Here is a 19347-nt window from a genome sequence, read left to right on the forward strand (position 1 = left end):
CCGTTGAGGGGGAGGGCCGCCGTAGCAAGCAACCCCTCTCCATATGCTCTTCCCCAAGGCGAGGGGGCAACTCTCTTTTTTATCCCTTATCCCATCATGCCGCCGGCAGCGAGATCGCCTGATCGAAACTGGTGGGCGTCGCCATGCGCCACATGCGGGCGTAGAACTCGCTTTTGATCTCCGGCTGCAGCAGCGCGCCCGGCTCCAGATAGTAATAGATATCGGCGTATACCTTGATCTCGGTCGGCGTGATGCGACGCAGCATATGGTGCGAGGTCAGCTGCTCCGGGCGGCTGACGCCGGCCGCCGCCAGCATGTCCGCCAGCGCTTTCACCGTATTTTGATGGAAGTGATAGACGCGCTCCGCCTTGTTCGGCACCACCAGCGCCTTTTGCCGCAGCGGATCTTGCGTCGCTACGCCGGTCGGGCAGTGGTTGGTGTGGCAGCTTTGCGACTGGATGCAGCCGACGGCGAACATAAAGCCGCGCGCCGAGTTCACCCAGTCTGCGCCGAGCACCAGCACGCTGGCGATGTCGAAGGCGCTGATGATCTTGCCGCTGGCGCCTATCTTGATTTGGTCGCGCAGGCCGCAACCCACCAGCGTGTTATGCACGAACAGCAGCCCTTCGCGCAGCGGCATGCCCATATAGTTGGAAAGCTCGAGCGGCGCGGCGCCGGTGCCGCCTTCCTTGCCGTCCACCACGATGAAGTCCGGCAGGATACGGGTGTGCAGCATCGCCTTGACGATGGCGACGAACTCCCACGGGTGGCCGATGCACAGCTTGAAACCGACCGGCTTGCCGCCAGACAGCTCGCGCAGCTGCTGGATGAACTGCATCATTTCCAGCGGGGTGGTGAAGGCGCTGTGCGAGGCCGGCGAGATGCAATCGACGCCTTGCGGCACGCCGCGGGTGGCGGCGATTTCCGCATCCACCTTTTTCGCCGGCAGAATGCCGCCGTGGCCCGGCTTGGCGCCCTGGCTGAGCTTGATTTCAATCATTTTCACCTGCGGGCTTTGCGCCTGTTCAGCAAAGCGGCGTGGATCGAAATGACCGTCGGCGGTGCGGCAGCCGAAATAGCCGCTGCCCAGTTCCCACACCAGGTCACCGTTGTTTTCGCGGTGATAGCGGCTGATGCTGCCCTCACCGGTGTCGTGGTAGAAGTTGCCCTTGGCCGCGCCGAGATTGAGCGCGCGAATGGCGTTGGCGGAGAGCGCGCCGAAGCTCATCGCCGAAATGTTGAAGATTGACGCGGAATAGGGCTGGCGGCAGTCGGCGCCGCCGATAGTGATGCGGAAGCTGGTCGGGTCGGCGGCTTCCACCGGCCGCATGGAGTGACCGATGCACTCATAGCCGGTTTGGTACACATCCAGCAGGGTGCCGAACGGCTTGTCGCCCATCTCGTTTTTCGCCCGGCGATACACCAGCGTGCGCTGGGTGCGCGAAAACGGGATCTCTTCATTATCCTGTTCAAGGAAATACTGGCGCAGCTCCGGGCGGATGAATTCAAAGAAGAAACGCAGGCGGCCGATGATCGGGTAGTTGCGGCAGATGGCGTGGCGCTGTTGCGTGAGATCGTAGATACCCAGCACCATCAGACAGCCGCAGGCCAGGGCCGGCAGCCAGAACCACGGATGGTTGTGCATCATGATCAAGAAAACCAGGGTGAGCAAGATGCTCAGCACAAAGCAGGTATAGCGGCTGAATAAGGACGACTTCATAACATCTCCTGATGTTTATTTTAATCCACACGACATGACTCACGGATAGTCCGTGTGCAAATCGTAGCCAACAGGAGAGGATGTTGTGTGTCTGTTGCTGCTTTGTCGCCGGTTGTTACATTAATTTAACGCGGCGAGTGGGCGGGTTGCCGCGCGGCGCACCGCGCAACAAGCCAGGGCAGGTTATTTGCCGGCGACGAAGATGGTGCTCATGCTGCGCAGCCGCAGCTTTTTCATCGCGCTGTATTTCTGCGAAAAGATGGTTTTCGGGTGCGTACCGCGCTTTTCCGCAATGTGCAGCAGGCTGTCGCCGCGCAGCAGATTGAAGATCACGTCGCTTTCCGCCGGGCTGAGCTCGCGGGTTTTCTGCACCTTGATGCCGCCCGGTTCTGTGCTTTCCAGCAGCCGCTGGATTTTTTCCTGCAGCGAATAAAGCGGAATGCGGGTGGAGACCAACTCGACGGAAATCCCCAGGATCGACAGCAGTTTCACCACGCGTTCGTCGTCATAGAACACCAGCAGGCGCGTCTTGCTGTTGTACTGCTGGTGCAGGGACACCAGGCTTTCTATCACGTTGACGCTCTGTTCCAGATTTTGCGAGGTGAAAATCAGCGCAATGTCGTGCTTGGTGATCTTCTCTGCTTTGGCGCCGCCGTGCATGAAATCGGAAAACAGGCGGATATCGTAGGCGCCGTAATGTTTCTTCAGCAGCACCGACAGGCCAACATAGCTGTACTTACACTCACTAATCACAAGAACGTTGTTTTTAGACATAGGGCAAACACCAATACCGAGTTAAAAGTATTCAGCTGTAAGAAGCGAGTTCAAATCCTTGATGCTGGATTCCTTCCACAGCTTTCCCTGCAGTGCGTAATATGGCATTTCATCCAGCCATTTCTTGTGTTCGGGAGTTTCAACTCCTTCGATAATTACCTTGTAATGATTAAGGTAAAAGAAGCGCAGCAACGCGCGCATCAAGCCCTCGCCGCCGGACTTTTTCATAAAGTCCCAAAGCAGAAAACGATCGAGCTTAACGAAGCGGAACTGACTGTTGTACAACGCGGAAAAACCCGCATAGCCAGAACCAAAATCATCGAGCCAAAATGAATAACTATTCAATGACGGATCGCCGTGTACGCGATCTTTCACCAGCCGGGTTGAATTCTCGCTGATCTCGAAATGAATACAGCGCATAGCATTAATTCTTTCGGCAAAGTGACTATTCGCCAGCGATTGCAGGGAATAATCGTCAACATTCAAAGTGGCTATCACTTGGTTTTCATGAAACCAGTGTTTGTATTTATCGATCAGATTGATCTGATCCATCAAAATCGCAATCCGGGTCGCGCTGTCGGCGTGGCGAAAGAACTGTTCAGGAGAAAAATGGGCATATTCGCTATTAAACGTAAAGCGAGACAGACATTCAACGGCCAGCAATTGTCCCGATTTCGCGAACATTGGCTGAAAAACATAATTAATGCCGTTATTTTTCTCTCTGAAAGAACCGCTCATTTCCCAATCCTTGGATTGATATTTAACTTGTTGATTTTAAGTAATAAAAAAGAAAGTTACTCCGGGGTTATTGGTAAATTTCTTATTTAAGGCGCCAGAGTGGCCGAAGCGTGTCGACAGACCATTTAACGCGTAATTCGTGCCAAAGTCCAAACGTCGCAATCTGTTACTAAATGTAAATATTCGGGATAATATTCTGATTTTCAGGCCTTATCGCAAAATCTTGAACTCTGCAGCTTTCCCAAACACAGATTATTCCTATTCGTATGAATCGTCAACATCGATCGATAGGTATTCGCCGATAGTTTATTCCTATCAAGAGGGGCCTTATGAATGTTTTAAACGATTTAACATTAAGAATATGCTTAGTCTATATTTCGTCCGGCAATGAGTTCATCGAGGCAACGCTCCTTTTCAGCAAGGGAGTGCTATCGCTGAGTGTATGCTCAGTGGCGGCAATATATATATAAGCCCGCCACTGAATCGATTATTTTATTGTTCTATGGAGCTGGAAATGAAAAAAGTATTATTGCCTTTGGCTGCCCTGGTATTGTCTGCAACTGCTTCCAACGCAATGGCAGCAAACGGCAACGTTAAATTCACCGGTGAAATTGTACAGTCCACCTGTAAAGTTGTTGATAAAGACCAGAATAAAGAAGTTTACCTGGGTAAATATCCTACCACCGCTTTCCCAACTGCCGGTTCCACCAGCGGTGCTAAAGCTTTCGATATTAGCCTGGAGAAATGTGAAGCGGGTAACTACACCCTGCGTTTCGACGGTAACACTCCAGCTGGGCACCCAGAGCTGTTGGCTGTAACTGGCGGCGCGACTGGCGTTGGTGTTGAAATTCTGGATAACAACGGCTCTACCCTGCCTATCTCTCAGGAAGTGGCGACCCCAGCTACTGTAACTGTTGCTGCAGATGGCGATAACCCAGGCGCTGCGACTTTCAATCTGCGCGCTCGTTACAAATCCTTCCAGGATCTGGTAACTGCCGGTCAGGCAAACTCTAACGCTACCTTCACCATCGAATACAAATAATTCGCTGGCAGGATAGATAGAGTTATTGGCCATGGATGGCTAAATTTTGAGAGTTGAGATATTCCGATGAAAAAAATTCTGACTGGTATTTTATTCGCATTTTCTGTTAATGCCTTCGCCGGCATCCAGGTTGATGCGACACGTGTCATCTATAACAGTGCAAGTAAATCCGCATCGCTCTCAATCAGCAATGACAGCGACGATACCTACATGGTGCAAACCTGGCTGGATACTGGCGACGCAAGCCAGATGCCGAAGAATTTGCCAATCGTGGTGACGCCACCCATTTTGAAACTGGCTGCCAAGAAAGACGCCATCTTGCGTTTTATCTATTCCGGCAGCGGTTTGCCGCAGGACAGAGAATCTCTGCTCTGGGTTAACGTACAGGAAATTCCGCCAACGCCTAAGCAAGATAACGTGCTGCAAGTGGCGATCCGTACCCGCATCAAACTGTTCTATCGTCCGGATTCATTGAAGACCAATCTGCAGCAGCAGGCAGAAGCGCTGAAGTGGACGCGCCAGGGCGGCAATTTGGTCGTCACTAACGATGGCCCGCTGTTTGTCACTTTGGGCGTATTGAACCTGAAGAGCGGCGGTAAGAGCTGGAAAGTGAACGCCGATATGGTCAAACCACACGACAGCCTGCGCATCTCTCTGCCTCAGGGCGCGCAATCAGCCAACACGATGTCGTTTACCTATATCAACGACTATGGCGGTCACACCGAGATTAAAAACGTCGCACTGAATTGATTGAAGCACTTCAAGGAATGAAAGAAATGGCACACAAAAGAATAACAACCCTCACGCCAAAACGTTTGGTTAAGTTGATTAATGGTGTAATTTATTTTTCTGCTGTGCCATTTTCATTCTCGCACATGGCCATGGCGGAGGAGCAGTTCAACACCTCCTTTATCCATGGTGATGACAACGTTGCTCAGGTGGCGGCGCTGGCCAGCGGCGATGATATCCTGCCGGGTAAATACCCGTTTGATATCTATCTCAACGGACAGCGTGTCGATCACCGCGAGATCGAGTTCAAGAAAGAGTCCAAAGACACTCCTGTCGTGCCTTGCCTGACGGCGGCGGACTATCAGGATTACGGCGTAAAGCTGCCTGGCGATCTGACTACCGCCGGCGCCGCGCAATGCTATGCATTGCCGCAAGAAATCTCCGGCGCCAAGCTGAGCTATGATGCTGCCGTACAACGTATGGATCTGGAAGTGCCGCAGGTGTTTCTGATCCCGCGTCCGCAAGGCGCCATTTCCCCGAAAGTTTACGATCGCGGCATCAATGCCGGCTTTGTTAACTATAACTTTAGCGGCACCCATAACCGCTATGGCAATAACCAGAACGACAAGACTTCTGACTATTACTTCCTGAGCCTTAACAATGGCCTCAACATTGGCGATTGGCGCCTGCGCAACAACTCGACGCTGAACCAGCAGTCGGGCGCCGGCACGCACTGGAAGAACATTTCCAGCTGGGCGGAAACGGATATTGTTTCTCTGCGCAGCCGTCTGGTGATCGGCCAGACCAACACCAATAACAACGTCTTCGACAGCATTCAGTTCCGCGGTGTGCAGATGTCCAGCGCCGACGACATGCTGCCGGAAAGCCAGCGCGGCTATGCGCCGGTGGTGCGCGGCGTGGCGACGACCAACGCCCGTGTTGAAGTGCGGCAGAATGGCTATACCATTTACAGCACCAACGTTCCGCCGGGGCCGTTTGCACTGACGGACATTTTCCCAAGCACCCTGAGCGGTAACCTGGACGTGACGGTGATCGAAGCCAATGGTTCGAGAACCTCCTTTGTGGTGCCTTTCTCCTCCGTGCCGAACATGCTGCGCGAAGGGATTTGGAACTATCAGCTGACCGCCGGTAAATACCACGACGGCACCAGCCGTTATCAGCCTAAATTTGTGCAGGGTACCTTGTCGCACGGCATGGCGTATGACATCACGCCATACGGCGGCGTGCTGGTGGCGGAAAACTACCGTTCAGCGGTGGTGGGCCTGGGCAAAAACCTGGGGAACTGGGGGGCTGTTTCCTTTGATATGTCCTATTCCGACACCAACCTGGTGAACGGCGATGACAAACAAGGGGAGAGTTTCCGTTTCCTGTATTCCAAGTCGCTCAACGACTGGGGAACTGAATTCCGCATTGCCGGTTACCGTTACTCGACTTCCGGCTACTATGACTTCTCCGATGCGGTGGCTGAGCGCGAACGCTATGAGAACGGCTATTACCGCAACGATTATTACGATCAAAACGATCGCAATCTGGGCGTGCCGGACTGGGCCGAGTCGCGTCGCCGCAGCTATTATACCAGTCGTTTCAACAACAAACGCCAGCGCGTTGAGTTGTCTGTTAATCAGCGCATTGCCGGTAGTTCGACGCTGTACGCCAACCTCAGCAACCAGTCTTACTGGGGAGGATCCGGTGAAGATCGCACCGTACAAACCGGCTTCAACAGCAGCTATAAAAATATCAGCTATGGCGTCTTTTATCAGGACAGCCGCAGCAACTACGGCTATAAAGACCGCAGCGTTAACCTGACCGTATCGATTCCGTTCAGCTTCTTCAGCAAGGATTCGTCGGACATGACCGCCAGCTTCAACGCCGGCCACAGCAAGCAGAGCGGCAATACCTACAGCGCCGGCCTGAGCGGCACGGCGTTGGATGACAACCGCTTGAACTATGCGGTGCAAAGCGGTCATGATCGTTATTCGGGCCAAACCAGCTCGGCTAACGTCGGTTATCAGGGCAGCATGGGGAACATCAATGCTGGTTATAGCTACAGCAAAGATTATCAGCAGTCTTCGTTGGGCGTGGCGGGCGGCATCGTTGCACACTCCGGCGGCGTGACGCTGACCCAGCCGCTGCAGAATACGTTTGTGCTGGTGGAAGCCAAAGACGCCAAGGGCGTTCGTATCGAAAACCAACCGGGCGTCGCCATCGACCGCTTCGGTTACGCGGTGATGACCTCTGCGTCGCCATACCGCCATAACCGCGTGGCGCTGCGCACCGAAGATATCGGCAACGGCCTGGATATCCCGATGGCGGCAAGAGACGTGGTGCCGACTTACGGTGCGATCACCCGCGTGAAGTTTGAAACGCACACGGGCCAAAGCCTGCTGGTGCACAGCAAGATGGCCGACGGCAGCGTACCGCCGATTGGCGCCAACGTCTTCAGTGCGGACGGCAAGAACAACGGTACCGTCGGTACCAACGGCGATATTTATATTTCAGGTGCCTCCGCAGGGGATCGCCTGCTGGTGAAATGGGGCAACGAGGCGGGCGAAAGCTGCTCTCTGGTGGTGCCGGAATTGAAAGCGGCGACCGAACAGCTGATGGGTTATCAGGAACTTTCGCTGACCTGCGGAAAACCGTAAAAGGAAAGGATATGTCTTCTTTGTTAAAGCATAAGAATCTCGGATTGGCGGCGGGGCTGCTGGTCACGCTGGGCGCGTTTTCGCAGAGCAGCTATGCGCTGTCGTGTAAGCAGAACGGCAACATCCGTCAGGATATCGTGCTGGATAAGGCCATCAAGGTGTCGACGGCTAATACGGCACCGGGGGCATTGCTGTGGCGTTCGCAGCTTTTCACTTCGACTTTCCAATGTACGGATGACTGGAACAACCCTAAAGGGGAGAACGCCTACCTTTACTGGGATCCGCAAGCTCGCATGAGTCAGATCCATAACTCGATCGAAGTGGGCGTCACTTACCAGGGGATCGATGTTAAACCGACTAAAGGCGCGCGTCAGGATGTCGGGCCTGGTACGGAATGCCGTCCCTGGGGCAACCGCTGTCAGTCTCCGGCTAAGTCGCTTACGGTAACCGTGTCTTACGCTATCTATATTAAAGCAACCGGCAAGGCGCCGCCGGCCGGCGGCAAGATAAACGACAATAACGCCTATTCGGTATTTCAGGTCGATGGCGTCGGCGGCTTGAACAGTACGCCGAACAGCAACTTTAACGCCTACATCTCCGGGCTGGGTAATATTCAGTTTATCTCCTGCAACCCGAAAATCACCGTGGTGGCCAACAACGGTTCGACGGTGAACTTTGGCACCATTCCGCGTCAGAATGCGGTGGTGGGTAAAATCGAGAAACAGGTGCCGTTCTCGGTCGCCGCCAATATGTCCGATCCAACGACCGGTCAAGACTGCAAAGGGGAAACGCTGCAGGCCAGCTTCAGCACCACCTATCCATTGCAGGATAACAGCGTGATCCTGCCGACCAGCGACAGCGGCTTCGGTATTTTGATCTCGCAGGCGGCGACGCCGAATACGCCGATCATGATGAACAGCCCGGTCGATCTGGGGCTGGTAAACGGCACCATCGTTGAAAAGAACTTTTTGGCCAGCCTGAAATGGTTGAGCACCAATCCTAAGGTTGGGCCATTTAGCGCATCGGCGAATATCGACGTCACCTTCAAATAATCCGGTGTCGCTTCAATAAAAAGGGGTCAGTTCGCGCGAACTGACCCCTTTTTTGTACCTTATACCGTGCTGATTAACGCAGCCCCATCCAACTGGTGCAGACGCCTTCCGGCGGCTTGCCCGCATACCAACGAGGCAACGTAGGAGCATCGTGGCGCGGTTCGGCCTCCACTTCTACCGGCTGTGCCGGCCATTCCGCGACGTCCCAGCGGGTGGTACGGCGATAGACCGCTGGGGTTTTGCCGAACTGTTTCTTGAAGGCGCGTGAGAACGAAGGCTGAGAGTCGAAATGGTATTGCAGGGCGATATCCAGGATCGGGCGTGGGCTGGAACGCAGCGCCTGCGCCGCCTGCGAAAGACGCCGCTCGCGGATATAGCTGCCGAGCGCATGGCCGGTGGTGCTGCGGAACATGCGCTGCAGGTGCCATTTGGAGTAGCCCGACTTGGCTGCGACGTTGTCCAGCAGCAGCGGTTGATCCAGATGAGTTTCAATCCAGTCTAGTAAATCGTGAATGATATTGACGCGATCCATGGTTTTAGTTCTCCCGCAAAAACGACATTCAGGTCACAGTGACTTAGCTTAATTATCCAAGAATATACTTTGATAATAGGCGCGAGCACGCCGTTACGCAAGGGTGAAGCGGGGGTAAAAAGGTGACCAAAAATGCTCTTTGAGCGGCAGGGGTATAGAAAAAAGGCCGCATAAAGCGGCCTTTTCAGCAAGAAATGATTGGGAAATCAGTTGGTTTCCGGTTTCACTTCAATGTAGTTCAGACCCAGCACGCTGCTGGTGTAGCCGCGGATCTTGTTGGTCATCTCGATATCGCCGTTCAGCTTGTGGCCGTAAGACGGGATGATCTCTTTCAGCTTGCTCTGCCATTCCGGCGTCGCCACTTTGTCTTTGAACACGGTTTCCATCAGATGCAGCATGATCGGCGCAGCGGTGGAAGCGCCCGGCGAAGCGCCCAGCAGAGCGGCGATGCTGCCGTCTTCGGAGCTGACGACTTCGGTGCCGAACTGCAGCACGCCGCCTTTATCCGCGTCTTTCTTGATGATCTGCACGCGTTGGCCTGCGGTCCACAGCTTCCAGTCTTCCTGCTTGGCGTCCGGGAAGTACTCTTTCAGCGCGGCGAAGCGATCGTCGTCGTTCATCATCAGCTGGCCGACCAGGTATTTCACCAGATCGAAGTTATCCAGACCGACGTGGGTCATCGGCATCAGGTTCGAGGTGCTCAGCGAGTGCAGCAGGTCGAACAGCGAGCCGTTCTTCAGGAACTTGCTGGAGAAGGTGGCGAACGGCCCGAACAGCAGCACGCGCTTGCCGTCCAGCATGCGGGTATCCAGGTGCGGCACGGACATCGGCGGCGAACCTACGCTGGCCAGGCCGTACACTTTGGCCAGGTGCTGGTTGGCGATCTCCGGATTGGTGGTGACCAGGAACTGGCCGCCGACCGGGAAGCCGCCGTAGCCGTCGGCTTCAGGGATGCCGGATTTCTGCAGCAGGGTCAGGGATGCGCCGCCTGCGCCGATGAACACGAACTTGGCGTTAACGGTGGTTTCTTTACCGTCGCGGTTCAGATCGGCAACGGTCACGCTCCAGGTCTGGTCGGCGTTGCGCTTGATGTCGCGCACTTCGTGGCTCAGGTTCAGCTTGAACTTGTCGCTGGTGCTCAGCGCGTCAACCAGCTGGTGGGTGATCACGCCGAAGTTGACGTCGGTACCCAGCGGCATGCGGGTGGCGGCGATTTTCTGCGCCGGATCGCGGCCGTTCATCACCAGCGGTGCCCACTGCTTGATTTGCGCAGGATCTTCGGAGTATTCCATGCCGCGGAACAGGGTGCTGTGCTGCAGCGCCGCGTAGCGTTTACGCAGGAAGTTGACGTTGTCGTCGCCCCACACGAAGCTCATGTGCGGTACGCTGTTAATGAAGGATTTCGGATCTTTCAGGACATCGTTTTTCACCTGATAAGACCAGAATTGACGGGAGATTTCGAAAGACTCGTTGACCTTCACCGCCTTGCTGATGTCGATGGTGCCATCGGCTTTTTCCGGCGTGTAGTTCATTTCGCTGAAGGCGGAGTGGCCGGTACCGGCGTTGTTCCAGCCGTTGGAGCTCTCTTCCGCCACACCGTTCATGCGCTCGTACATGTCGATGGTCCAGGTCGGCTCCAGCTCATGCAGATAGGTACCCAAGGTGGCGCTCATGATGCCGCCGCCGATCAACACCACGTCGACGGTTTTATTCTTCTCTTCAGCCGCCGCCTGCTGCGTAACGCTAAACAGGCTGAGACTGAAAATCAGGACGAGTAATTTTCTCATTGAATTAAATCTCTTGTGTGTAAATTCTACTCATTGCAGGTGAAAGAATTTAGCGGGAGTTACCCTGGAAAATAATGAAGCCGACCGCCCGGCGTGAGCCGATAGGCAGCGATAATGCCTTTTTGTTAATAGGGTTTTTAACGAAAAGTGAACTATTGCAGGCCGTCCGGATGCAAATTGATCGGTTCACGTTACTGGCGGGGTATTATTGTTTGCGAGAATGTTAAAAACTACTTTTGTAACTAAAAAAAATGAATATAAGCAAAAAACGGCCGGTTGTTGTCGCAGGAATAAACAGAGAGGGCAGAAGGGCTATATAACCGCGTTATTTCCAGGGGTTAATTGTCGCGCAATTAAACGTTATTTCGTTATCACACAATAATTGCGGTTAAATTGCAAATACGCATCGGTAACCAATAATAAATGGCCGCCATTGCGGGCGGCCAGGATTCACAAGGCGGTTACTTGATGCCCATCGCATCGCGCATGGTGAAGAACAGATCGGTCTGATCGGTCAGGCCCACCACGTTGGCGGCGTGCGGGCCATAGGCCGCAACGCGCAGCTGGGTGCCGGTGTGCCCCTGCGACTCCTCTTCCGAGTTGCCGTAACTCAGGGTCATCGGCGCGCCGTCTTTGGTGGTCAGCGTCTGGGTCAGGCCCGGCGCTTTGGCGTCGGCGGCGACGATCTGGCTGGAATGCGCGTGGTCGGCGGTGACGATCACCAGCGTGTTGCCGTCGGCGCGGGCGAAGGCCAGCGCTTTTTGCACCGCTTCATCCAAATCGACGGTTTCGCCAATCTGCCCGCATGGGTTGGCGGCGTGATCCTGCTTATCGATCGACGCGCCCTCTACCTGCAGGAAGAAGCCGTTCGGGTTGTCTTTAAGCAGCGCGATCGCTTTTTCGGTCATCGCCGCCAGCGTTGGCGTGGCGGCGGTGCGCGCCGGGTTGTTTTCGCAGGTTACCGCCGGTTTGTCGAGGTTGCCGTGGTAGCTGGCTTTCGGCCCCAGCCAGCGCACCGGCATGTTGCCGTCGGCGAACAGGCCCAGCAGCGGTTTTTGCTGGTCGGCCAGGGTGACGGCCTGCAGTTCATCCGCGTTGCTGACCCACTGATAGCCCTGCGCCGCCGCCTGGTCTTTCAGCGATTTCCCCTGCCATTCTCCGCTTTTTGCCAGCTGGTTGAAGGATTTCGCGCCGCCCCCCAGCGTGACGTCGGCGCGGGTTTTCAGCAGCTGTTCGGTGATGGAGCCGCGGCCGCCGTTTTCCAACGCGTTAGCGGCGCATTTCTCGCTGGTTTCCTCCGGGCCGTAGCATTTGCGCGAGGTGACGTGCGACACCAGCGCCGCCGGCGTGGCGTCCTGCAGTTCGGCGGTGGAGACGTTGCCGGTGGCCTTGCCGGCCGCTTTGGCGATCTCCAGCAGCGTCGGCTGGTCTTTGCCGTTCACGTCCACGCCGAGCGCGCCGTTATAGGTTTTCACCCCGGTGGCCCAGGCGGTGGCCGAGGCGGCGGAGTCGGTCACGTAATCCGGCTTGTGGGTTTTCTTGTCCAGCGAGTAATGCGTGTATTGCCCGGTCAGCGGCAGGGCGTCGATGCCCTTGAAGTAACCGCCCGCGCCTTCAGCGTAGTTGCGCGCGGCGGTGATCTCGGAATCCCCCATGCCGTCGCCGATCAGCAGGATCACGTTTTTCGCCGGTTTGTCCGACAGCGACGCCTTCAGCGCGGCGGTCTGATCGCCGGCCAGACGACGGGCGCCGCCCGGTTCGACGAGGTTGCCGCGCGCGGCGCGCTCGGTCAGGCCATCGGCATTGGCCGAGGTTTCCGCCGCGAGGGCGGAGGAACAGAGCAGGGCGGACAGCACGGCGCCGGCGATCAGGGATACAGCAGGTTGCATGGGGTAAGCTCCTTGTCGTAATACAACAATGTAAATAACATCAAATTGTTACGTAAGGAGAGTAGAGCAGAGGGATGACAATTTTATGACAGCGAAAATGGGACGACCTGACGGTCATCCCGTTTGGCATTCAGGCTGGGCGCGCCGGGATCGCGAGCCCGCGCTGCACCGCCGACCGAGCCAGCCCGCGCTCCAGCCACTGCGCGACGCGCGGGAAGCGGTCGAACTCCACCAGCTCGCGCGCCTCATAGAAGCCGATCAGATTGCGCACCCAGCCCAGCAGCGAGATATCGGCGATGCTGTAGTCCGCCCCCATGATCCAGTCGCGGCCTTCAAGGCGCGTTTCCAACACGCCGAGCAGGCGTTTCGATTCATTTTTGTAACGCTCCAGCGGCCGCTTGTCTTCATATTCGCGCCCGGCGAATTTGTGGAAGAAACCGAGCTGGCCGAACATCGGGCCGACCGCCGCCATCTGGAAGAATACCCACTGAATGGTTTCGTAACGCTGCGCCGGATCCTGCGGCAGAAAGCGGCCGCTCTTTTCCGCCAGGTAGAGCAGAATAGCGCCGGATTCGAACAGCGGCAGCGGCCGGCCATCGGGGCCGTCGGGATCGATGATAGCCGGGATCTTGCCGTTCGGGTTCAGCGCCAGGAATTCCGGCGTCCAGGTTTCGTTGTTGCCGATGTCGATCAGGTGCGCTTCATAGGGCAGGCCGATCTCTTCGAGCATGATGGACACTTTGACGCCGTTCGGCGTCGGCAGAGAGTAGAGCTGCAGCCGTTCCGGATGCTGAGCCGGCCAGCGTTTGACGATCGGGAATTGGGTGGAATCGAGCATGGAAACTCCTCGGGTTGGCGGGATCGTTTAAGCGTACCCCTTGAGTATTGCAGTAAAACTACCCCGACGCAGAGCTACAGCGTGAGTTCAAAATGTGCGGCCAGCGCTTTTTTACCGGCGTCGGTCAGCTGCAGCTCGCGGCTGTCGAGTTGGCGCAGCATCCAACCGCGTTTGATAAAGGCGTTCAGCAGCGCAGCGCCAAGCGCGCCGCCGAGGTGGGCACGGCGTTCGCTCCAGTCCAGACAACCGCAGGCGAAACGGCGGCGGGTGGGGGCAGGGGAACAATCGACGCCCAGCCGCGCCAGCGCGGCCTGACCGGCGTCGCTTAAGCGGTAGTCTTCCTCGCCACTCAACCAGTTCAGCGCATGCAGCCGATCGTGCAGCTTCACCGCTACCTCGCCCGCCATATGGTCGTAGCAGGTGCGGGCATATTGCAGCGAGGTCGGCGTGCTGCTCTTCACCGACGGGCGCGGCACGCCCGTCAGTGCCATCAGGCCTTCCAGCGCGGCGGCCACCGGTTGCCCGGCCAGCCGAAAATAGCGGTAACGCCCCTGTTTGAGGCAGGCGATCAGCCGCTGTTCCAGCAGTTTCGCCAGATGCGCGCTGGCGGTGGAGGGAGCAACCTCGACCGCCGCGCTGAGCTCGGTGGCGGTGTAGGCGCGCCCGTCCATCAACAGGCACAGCATACGCGCCCGGGTGCGGTCTGCGATGGCGGCGCTGAGCGCCGCTAAACGATCTTCTATCTCGATGTTATGCATACTTCGAGGTTAGACGAAGTATGACGGCGCGTCCATCGTTAGCCTGTGGTTATCGCCATCTGGCTACGAGGGAGAAAACCATGTCCGTGTGTCCTTATGCCGCCGCGCTCGCCGCCGAGCCGCAGGCCCATTATCGCGCTCTGCCGCCCCTGAGCTGGGATAGCGCGTGGCAATGTTGGGTGGCCGCGGCGCCGCAGCTAGTGAGGGAAGCGCTGCTCAATGCCGATCTCGGCGTTCGGCCGGCCGATGAGCCGGTGCCGGTGGCCTTGCTGGAGACGCCGATGGCGCCGCTGTTCGCCGGGTTGGTGCGGATGCGCGACGGCGAACAGCACCACGCGCTTAAAGCGGCGCTGCAGCGGGCGCTGGCCGTCTGTTCGGATGCCCTGGTTCGGCAAACCGCTGCACAATGCGCTGAGTGGTTAGCGCCAAAGGTGCCCGATGCGGCGGCGATCACTCGCTTTAACTACGGATTGCCACTCTGCAGCCTCGGCGCATTGTTGGGTGTGCCCAGGGCGCAATGGCCATGCCTGATCGACGACGGTCTGGACTTCGTCCGCTGTATCGCACCTGGCAGCACACCGCCGCAGCTGGCGCGGGGTATAGCGGCAGCGCAGCGGCTCAGCGCCCAACTGATGGCGGAGCATGGCGTGCTGCGCAAGGCTTTGGAGCGGGAGATTGGCGATGCCCGGCTTGAGTTGGCCAATGCGCTCGGCCTGCTGTTTCAGGCCTGTGAGGCGACGGCGGGCTGGATCGGACAGGCGTATTGGCTGGCTCGGCAGAACGGTGAAGTGGACATTGCGCTGGATCGGGTACGGGCGCTAACGCCGCCGATCCAAAACACGCGCCGTTTCGTCTTGCGCGAGACGCAGCTTGGCGGTTGCACGCTGCGCGTGGGGGAGACCGTCTTGCTGCTGCTCGGTGCCGACGGCGAACTGGCCTTCGGCGCGGGGGCGCACCGCTGCCCGGGCGAACGTTGGGCGAGGATTATCGCGCGCTGCGGCGTTGCGCATCTGTGTTCGCTGGATATTGATGAGCGGGCGTTGAAATCGGTGCAGTGGCGCCGTTCGCTGAATGCGCGCGTGCCGGAATTTTACCGTTGAGAGGAGACGAGGATGATTGCCGTGATTTTTGAACTGCAGGCCGCCGACGGGCAGCGCGATACCTACCTGGCGCTGGCGGCGGAGCTGAAGCCGCTGCTGGCGCAGATCGACGGATTCATCTCCATCGAGCGCTTCCAAAGCCTGACGGAACCTGCGCGCCTGCTGTCGCTCTCTTTCTGGCGCGACGAGGCGGCGGTGCAGCAGTGGCGCAATCTCGAACAGCACCGGGCGGCGCAGGCGCGCGGCCGTGGCGAGGTGTTGGCGCAGTATCGGCTGCGGGTGGCGGAGGTGGTGCGGGATTACGGGCTGGACCAGCGCGAGCAGGCGCCGCCGGACAGCCGTTGCTATCACTGCACCTGAGTAAAAGCCCGCCGGCGGCGGGCTTTCATCCACTTATTTCGCCTCGCTGCCCACCTTCATCGCTCCGGCGTAGCTGGCGCCCATTCCCCAGGCGGCGCCGTGGTCGCGGGCGATCTGCAATACGCCTCCCGCCGTGGCCTTGCGGCTCCAGTCTTGCTGCCATTCCAGCATCAGCGCCACCCAATTGATGGGGGTAGCGCCCGCTTGCACCAGGCGCTGCATGGCGTTGTTTTGCGTGTCTGGCGTAATATCGCCGGTGACGTCTGACAGGATATAAACCTCATAACCCTCGCCCAGGGCGGACAGCGCCGGCAGCATCACGCAGCTGGCGGTCCATAGCCCGCCGATGATGATTTTCTTGCGGCCGGATTGCTTGATCAGATCCGCCACGCGCCGGTCCTGCCAGACATTGATGGCGGTGCGATCGTACACCTGCAGGTCTGGGCGCGCCTGCGTCACCTGCTGGAATACCGGTCCGGCGAAGCTTTTGGCATTGGCCGATGCCAGAATGGTCGGCACATTGAATACCTTGGCGGCCTTGGCGATACCGGCGGCGTTATTCACCAGGTTGGTTTGATCGATAGAAGAAACGGTCATGCCGAACATGTCCTGCAGATCGACCAGCAGCAACAGGCTGTTGTCGGCGGTCAGCGGTTGCACATAACCCGCCTGACGGCTGTCGGCGACAGGGGATTGCGCCAGCGCGACGACGGGGGCGGTGGCGGCGCTCAGGCCGAACATCAGGGCGAATAGGGTCTTTTTCATTATTAACTCCACGATTATCAGTAAATTAAGTTCACTTACCACTCAGGGAAGCGGTTGGATAAAGTCTACTGATGTTGATGGGGTTAATAATCTGTGGTTTATTGAATTTATAATTAACCTGTAGGACATAATATGGATGTGCTACTGACGATGCGCGCCTTTCGCCGCGTGGTCGAACGCAACAGTTTCTATAAGGCGGCGGAGGATCTGGCGATCACGCCGGCGGCCTTGAGCAAGCAGATTAAGCAGCTGGAAAATCGATTGGGTACGCTGTTAATCGTGCGCACCACTCGCAGCATGAGTCTGACCGAAGCCGGCCAGCTCTATTACCAGGAAGCCTGCCGGCTGCTCGGCGAATTCGACGCGCTGGAACAGACGGTGGCGGCCAGCACGCAGCAGGTTTCCGGCATGCTGCGGGTTAATGCGCCGCTCTCGTTTGGCCTGACGGTGCTATCGCCGCTGTTGCCGCTATTTATGCAGCGTTACCCGCAATTGCAGGTAGAACTGACTTTGGATGATCGCGTGTTGGACGTGGTGGCAGCCGGTTTCGATATCTCACTGCGCATTCGTCGGCGGTTGCCGGATTCATCGCTCAGCGCGCAGGCGCTGGGGGAGATACAGCAACGGATTTGCGCCGCGCCCGGTTATCTGGCGCAGCACGGTGCGCCACGGGCGCCGGAGGAACTGCAGCGGCACAGTTGCCTGGCGTATTCTTTGGCGGAAAGGCCGGGACAATGGCAGTTTAGCGCCGGCAGCGACAGCCTGAGCGTGGCGTTAACGCCGCGCTTCACCGCCAACAACAGCCTGATGTTACGCGATATGCTGGTGGCGGGGTTGGGGATCGGTTCACTGCCGTCGTTCGTGGCCGATCCCGAGATCGCCGCCGGTCGGTTGGTGCCGCTGTTCCCCGCAATGGCCGCCGAAACGCACCAGGTGTTTGCGGTGTATCCGACGCGCCGGCATTTGCAGCGGAAGGTGAGGTTGTTCACCGAGTTTGTGCGTGAATGTGGGCTGAGAACGCCGGATTGACAACGGTATTGGATTGTCATATTCATTAGACATGAGCAAATCTTACCGCCCATTCGCGCAAATTATTATCACCTTTCTCCGAAGGGTGGGATAGCGCGTCTGTCGCAAATAAAAAACCCGCCGGCAAGGCGGGTTTTTTTATCCCCTTCCGGCAAAGACCGGAGAACATTATGAAAACCCACCCTGCAGTTTTACACCTGATGTGCGGCAAGGCCGGCGCGGGCAAATCGACGCTGGCGCAACGTTTGGCGCAGCAGCCGCAAACGCTGCTGCTGGTTGAAGATGCGTGGCTGGCGACGCTGTATGAACAGGAGATGACCACCCTGCAAGACTATGCGCGCTGTTCCGCCCGATTGTGGCGGGCGCTGGGCGGGCACATCGTTCAACTGCTGCGCGGCGGCTGGTCGGTGGCGCTCGATTTCCCGATGAATACGCCGGACCGGCGGCGCTGGGCCAAAGCTCTGGCGGAGGAGGCCGGCGTCGCGCACTGCCTGCACTATCTCGACGTCAGCCATGCGCAGTGCCTGAGCCGCATAGCGTTGAGGAATGCGCGCGGCGAGCATCCGTTTACCCTGAGCGAAGCGGAGTTTGAGCACCTGGCGCAGTACTTCGTTCCTCCGACGGAAGAGGAAGGAATGACGGTGGTACGCTATGGTGAACAGGACTGAAAACCGGCGCCGTAATGGCGCCGGTAACAGGGTTAGGCTTCGGCGTTAAACGCGGCGTGGAAAGCGACTTCAGCACGCGGCAGCCCACCCTGGAAGGCGACGGCGCGGAAGTACTCTTGCGGTACGCCCGGCAGGGTCAGGGCGGTCTGCGCCTGGAAGCCGAAACGGCCGTAATAGTTCGGATCGCCCAGCACCACGCAGCCTGCGGCGCGCTCTGCTTGCAGCTCGGCCAGCAGTTGGCGGATCAGGCGGCTGCCGATCCCCTGGCCTTGGTAAGCCGGCAGTACCGATACCGGCGCCAGCCCGTACCAATCGGCGGCGCCGTTGCTGAGTACGACCGGAGAGAGGGAGGCGTGCCCGATCGGTGTGCCATGTTGTTCGGCGATCAGCGACAGGGTGAGCGCACCTGCTGCGCGCAGCGCGTTGACGATAAACTGCTCGGTGTGGCTGCTGTGTTCGGCGTGCAGGAACGCGGCGGCGGTCAGGGTGGTGATGGCGCTGACGTCGGCCGGCGTTTCGTGGCGTAAAATGATGCTCATAGTCTTTTCCTTATACGGATAAGGGGGTGCCGGCCGGGCAGCCTGCCCGACCGGTATCGATGATTAACGGTTATCCAGCTGCGCGCGCACGGCCTTGAGCCCGGCGACGGTGACGCGATAAGGGCGCCCCTGGCGAGAGAGGATCAGGCGTTTGGTTTTGAGCTTGGTGAAAATGGCCAGCGAGCAGTCGGCCAGGCCGAGCCCTTCGCGGGTGTAGCATTCGACGCGGGTGACGTGACCGGCGTCGCTGCGGGTGAAGGCGATATAGCCGCCTTTGGCCAACACGTGCAGCACGCGTTGTTCCGCTTTGGAAATGTTCATGTTGGGAGATCCTGTAATAACCCCAGATACGCGCATCCCCGCG

The 19347-nt window shown here is 57.8% G+C and carries 19 protein-coding genes; 8 read left to right on the forward strand and 11 right to left on the reverse strand.

The features are described from left to right. Nucleotides 1-94: 94 nt before the first annotated feature. From AAIE04_RS03315 to AAIE04_RS03325, 3 genes are all read right to left on the reverse strand, one after another. On the reverse strand, nucleotides 95-1720 hold the full coding sequence (locus tag AAIE04_RS03315) for an FMN-binding glutamate synthase family protein (protein WP_019454460.1): 1626 nt from the start codon (nucleotides 1718-1720) through the stop codon (nucleotides 95-97). 183 nt (nucleotides 1721-1903) lie between these two features. Continuing rightward, nucleotides 1904-2494: a LuxR family transcriptional regulator gene (locus AAIE04_RS03320; protein ID WP_025159982.1), complete on the reverse strand. Its 591-nt coding sequence runs from the start codon at nucleotides 2492-2494 to the stop codon at nucleotides 1904-1906. A 21-nt stretch (nucleotides 2495-2515) separates the two neighbouring features. Beyond that, on the reverse strand, nucleotides 2516-3232 hold the full coding sequence (locus AAIE04_RS03325) for an EAL domain-containing protein (protein ID WP_019454458.1): 717 nt from the start codon (nucleotides 3230-3232) through the stop codon (nucleotides 2516-2518). 514 nt (nucleotides 3233-3746) lie between these two features. On the opposite strand from AAIE04_RS03325, the gene AAIE04_RS03330 reads away from it, so the two are divergent. From AAIE04_RS03330 to AAIE04_RS03345, 4 genes are all read left to right on the forward strand, one after another. Next, entirely contained in the window at nucleotides 3747-4274 is a 528-nt protein-coding gene (locus tag AAIE04_RS03330) for a fimbrial protein (protein ID WP_004939088.1), read from the forward strand. A 66-nt stretch (nucleotides 4275-4340) separates the two neighbouring features. Continuing rightward, nucleotides 4341-5024, forward strand: coding sequence for a fimbrial biogenesis chaperone (locus AAIE04_RS03335; RefSeq protein WP_019454457.1), 684 nt, complete (start codon nucleotides 4341-4343; stop codon nucleotides 5022-5024). Between the two features lie 26 nt (nucleotides 5025-5050). Beyond that, the gene (locus AAIE04_RS03340; RefSeq protein WP_498576482.1) at nucleotides 5051-7666 is read left to right on the forward strand and encodes a fimbria/pilus outer membrane usher protein; all 2616 of its coding nucleotides are present in this window, start codon (nucleotides 5051-5053) and stop codon (nucleotides 7664-7666) included. An 11-nt stretch (nucleotides 7667-7677) separates the two neighbouring features. Next, the gene (locus AAIE04_RS03345) at nucleotides 7678-8718 is read left to right on the forward strand and encodes a fimbrial protein (RefSeq protein ID WP_498576483.1); all 1041 of its coding nucleotides are present in this window, start codon (nucleotides 7678-7680) and stop codon (nucleotides 8716-8718) included. A 73-nt stretch (nucleotides 8719-8791) separates the two neighbouring features. On the opposite strand, the gene AAIE04_RS03350 is transcribed toward AAIE04_RS03345, so the two are convergent. The 5 genes from AAIE04_RS03350 to AAIE04_RS03370 all read right to left on the reverse strand — a co-directional run bounded on the left by AAIE04_RS03350 (nucleotide 8792) and on the right by AAIE04_RS03370 (nucleotide 14522). After that, complete coding sequence (locus tag AAIE04_RS03350; RefSeq protein ID WP_074054702.1) at nucleotides 8792-9250, reverse strand: helix-turn-helix domain-containing protein; 459 nt, start codon at nucleotides 9248-9250, stop codon at nucleotides 8792-8794. A gap of 206 nt (nucleotides 9251-9456) precedes the next feature. Beyond that, nucleotides 9457-11037: a malate:quinone oxidoreductase gene (locus tag AAIE04_RS03355; protein ID WP_063919041.1), complete on the reverse strand. Its 1581-nt coding sequence runs from the start codon at nucleotides 11035-11037 to the stop codon at nucleotides 9457-9459. Between the two features lie 461 nt (nucleotides 11038-11498). Further along, on the reverse strand, nucleotides 11499-12926 hold the full coding sequence (gene phoA / locus AAIE04_RS03360) for an alkaline phosphatase (protein ID WP_498576484.1): 1428 nt from the start codon (nucleotides 12924-12926) through the stop codon (nucleotides 11499-11501). Nucleotides 12927-13056: 130 nt separating this feature from the next. Continuing rightward, nucleotides 13057-13764: a glutathione S-transferase N-terminal domain-containing protein gene (locus AAIE04_RS03365; protein WP_498576485.1), complete on the reverse strand. Its 708-nt coding sequence runs from the start codon at nucleotides 13762-13764 to the stop codon at nucleotides 13057-13059. A gap of 74 nt (nucleotides 13765-13838) precedes the next feature. Then, a complete protein-coding gene (locus tag AAIE04_RS03370; RefSeq protein WP_432525419.1) occupies nucleotides 13839-14522 on the reverse strand; it encodes an ArsR/SmtB family transcription factor in 684 nt (227 codons plus the stop codon). Between the two features lie 80 nt (nucleotides 14523-14602). On the opposite strand from AAIE04_RS03370, the gene AAIE04_RS03375 reads away from it, so the two are divergent. Both AAIE04_RS03375 and AAIE04_RS03380 read left to right on the forward strand, forming a co-directional pair. After that, nucleotides 14603-15622 (forward strand): cytochrome P450 family protein, encoded by a 1020-nt coding sequence (locus tag AAIE04_RS03375; RefSeq protein WP_019454449.1) that lies wholly within the window; start codon nucleotides 14603-14605, stop codon nucleotides 15620-15622. Nucleotides 15623-15634: 12 nt separating this feature from the next. Further along, a complete protein-coding gene (locus AAIE04_RS03380; protein ID WP_498576486.1) occupies nucleotides 15635-15982 on the forward strand; it encodes an antibiotic biosynthesis monooxygenase family protein in 348 nt (115 codons plus the stop codon). A gap of 33 nt (nucleotides 15983-16015) precedes the next feature. Here AAIE04_RS03380 and AAIE04_RS03385 read toward each other — a convergent pair whose 3' ends face one another. Further along, on the reverse strand, nucleotides 16016-16747 hold the full coding sequence (locus AAIE04_RS03385) for an isochorismatase family protein (RefSeq protein WP_084799113.1): 732 nt from the start codon (nucleotides 16745-16747) through the stop codon (nucleotides 16016-16018). Nucleotides 16748-16879: 132 nt separating this feature from the next. Here AAIE04_RS03385 and AAIE04_RS03390 point away from each other — a divergent pair, with 132 nt between their 5' ends. Next, nucleotides 16880-17776, forward strand: coding sequence for a LysR family transcriptional regulator (locus AAIE04_RS03390; RefSeq protein ID WP_498576487.1), 897 nt, complete (start codon nucleotides 16880-16882; stop codon nucleotides 17774-17776). A 170-nt stretch (nucleotides 17777-17946) separates the two neighbouring features. Continuing rightward, a complete protein-coding gene (locus AAIE04_RS03395) occupies nucleotides 17947-18444 on the forward strand; it encodes a P-loop nucleotide/nucleoside kinase family protein (RefSeq protein WP_498576488.1) in 498 nt (165 codons plus the stop codon). A gap of 32 nt (nucleotides 18445-18476) precedes the next feature. On the opposite strand, the gene AAIE04_RS03400 is transcribed toward AAIE04_RS03395, so the two are convergent. Both AAIE04_RS03400 and AAIE04_RS03405 read right to left on the reverse strand, forming a co-directional pair. Then, the gene (locus AAIE04_RS03400) at nucleotides 18477-18983 is read right to left on the reverse strand and encodes a GNAT family N-acetyltransferase (RefSeq protein WP_019454444.1); all 507 of its coding nucleotides are present in this window, start codon (nucleotides 18981-18983) and stop codon (nucleotides 18477-18479) included. Between the two features lie 63 nt (nucleotides 18984-19046). After that, a complete protein-coding gene (locus AAIE04_RS03405) occupies nucleotides 19047-19304 on the reverse strand; it encodes a YjhX family toxin (protein WP_019454443.1) in 258 nt (85 codons plus the stop codon). Nucleotides 19305-19347: the final 43 nt, after the last annotated feature.

The organism is Serratia sp. Ae19-1 (assembly GCF_059801225.1).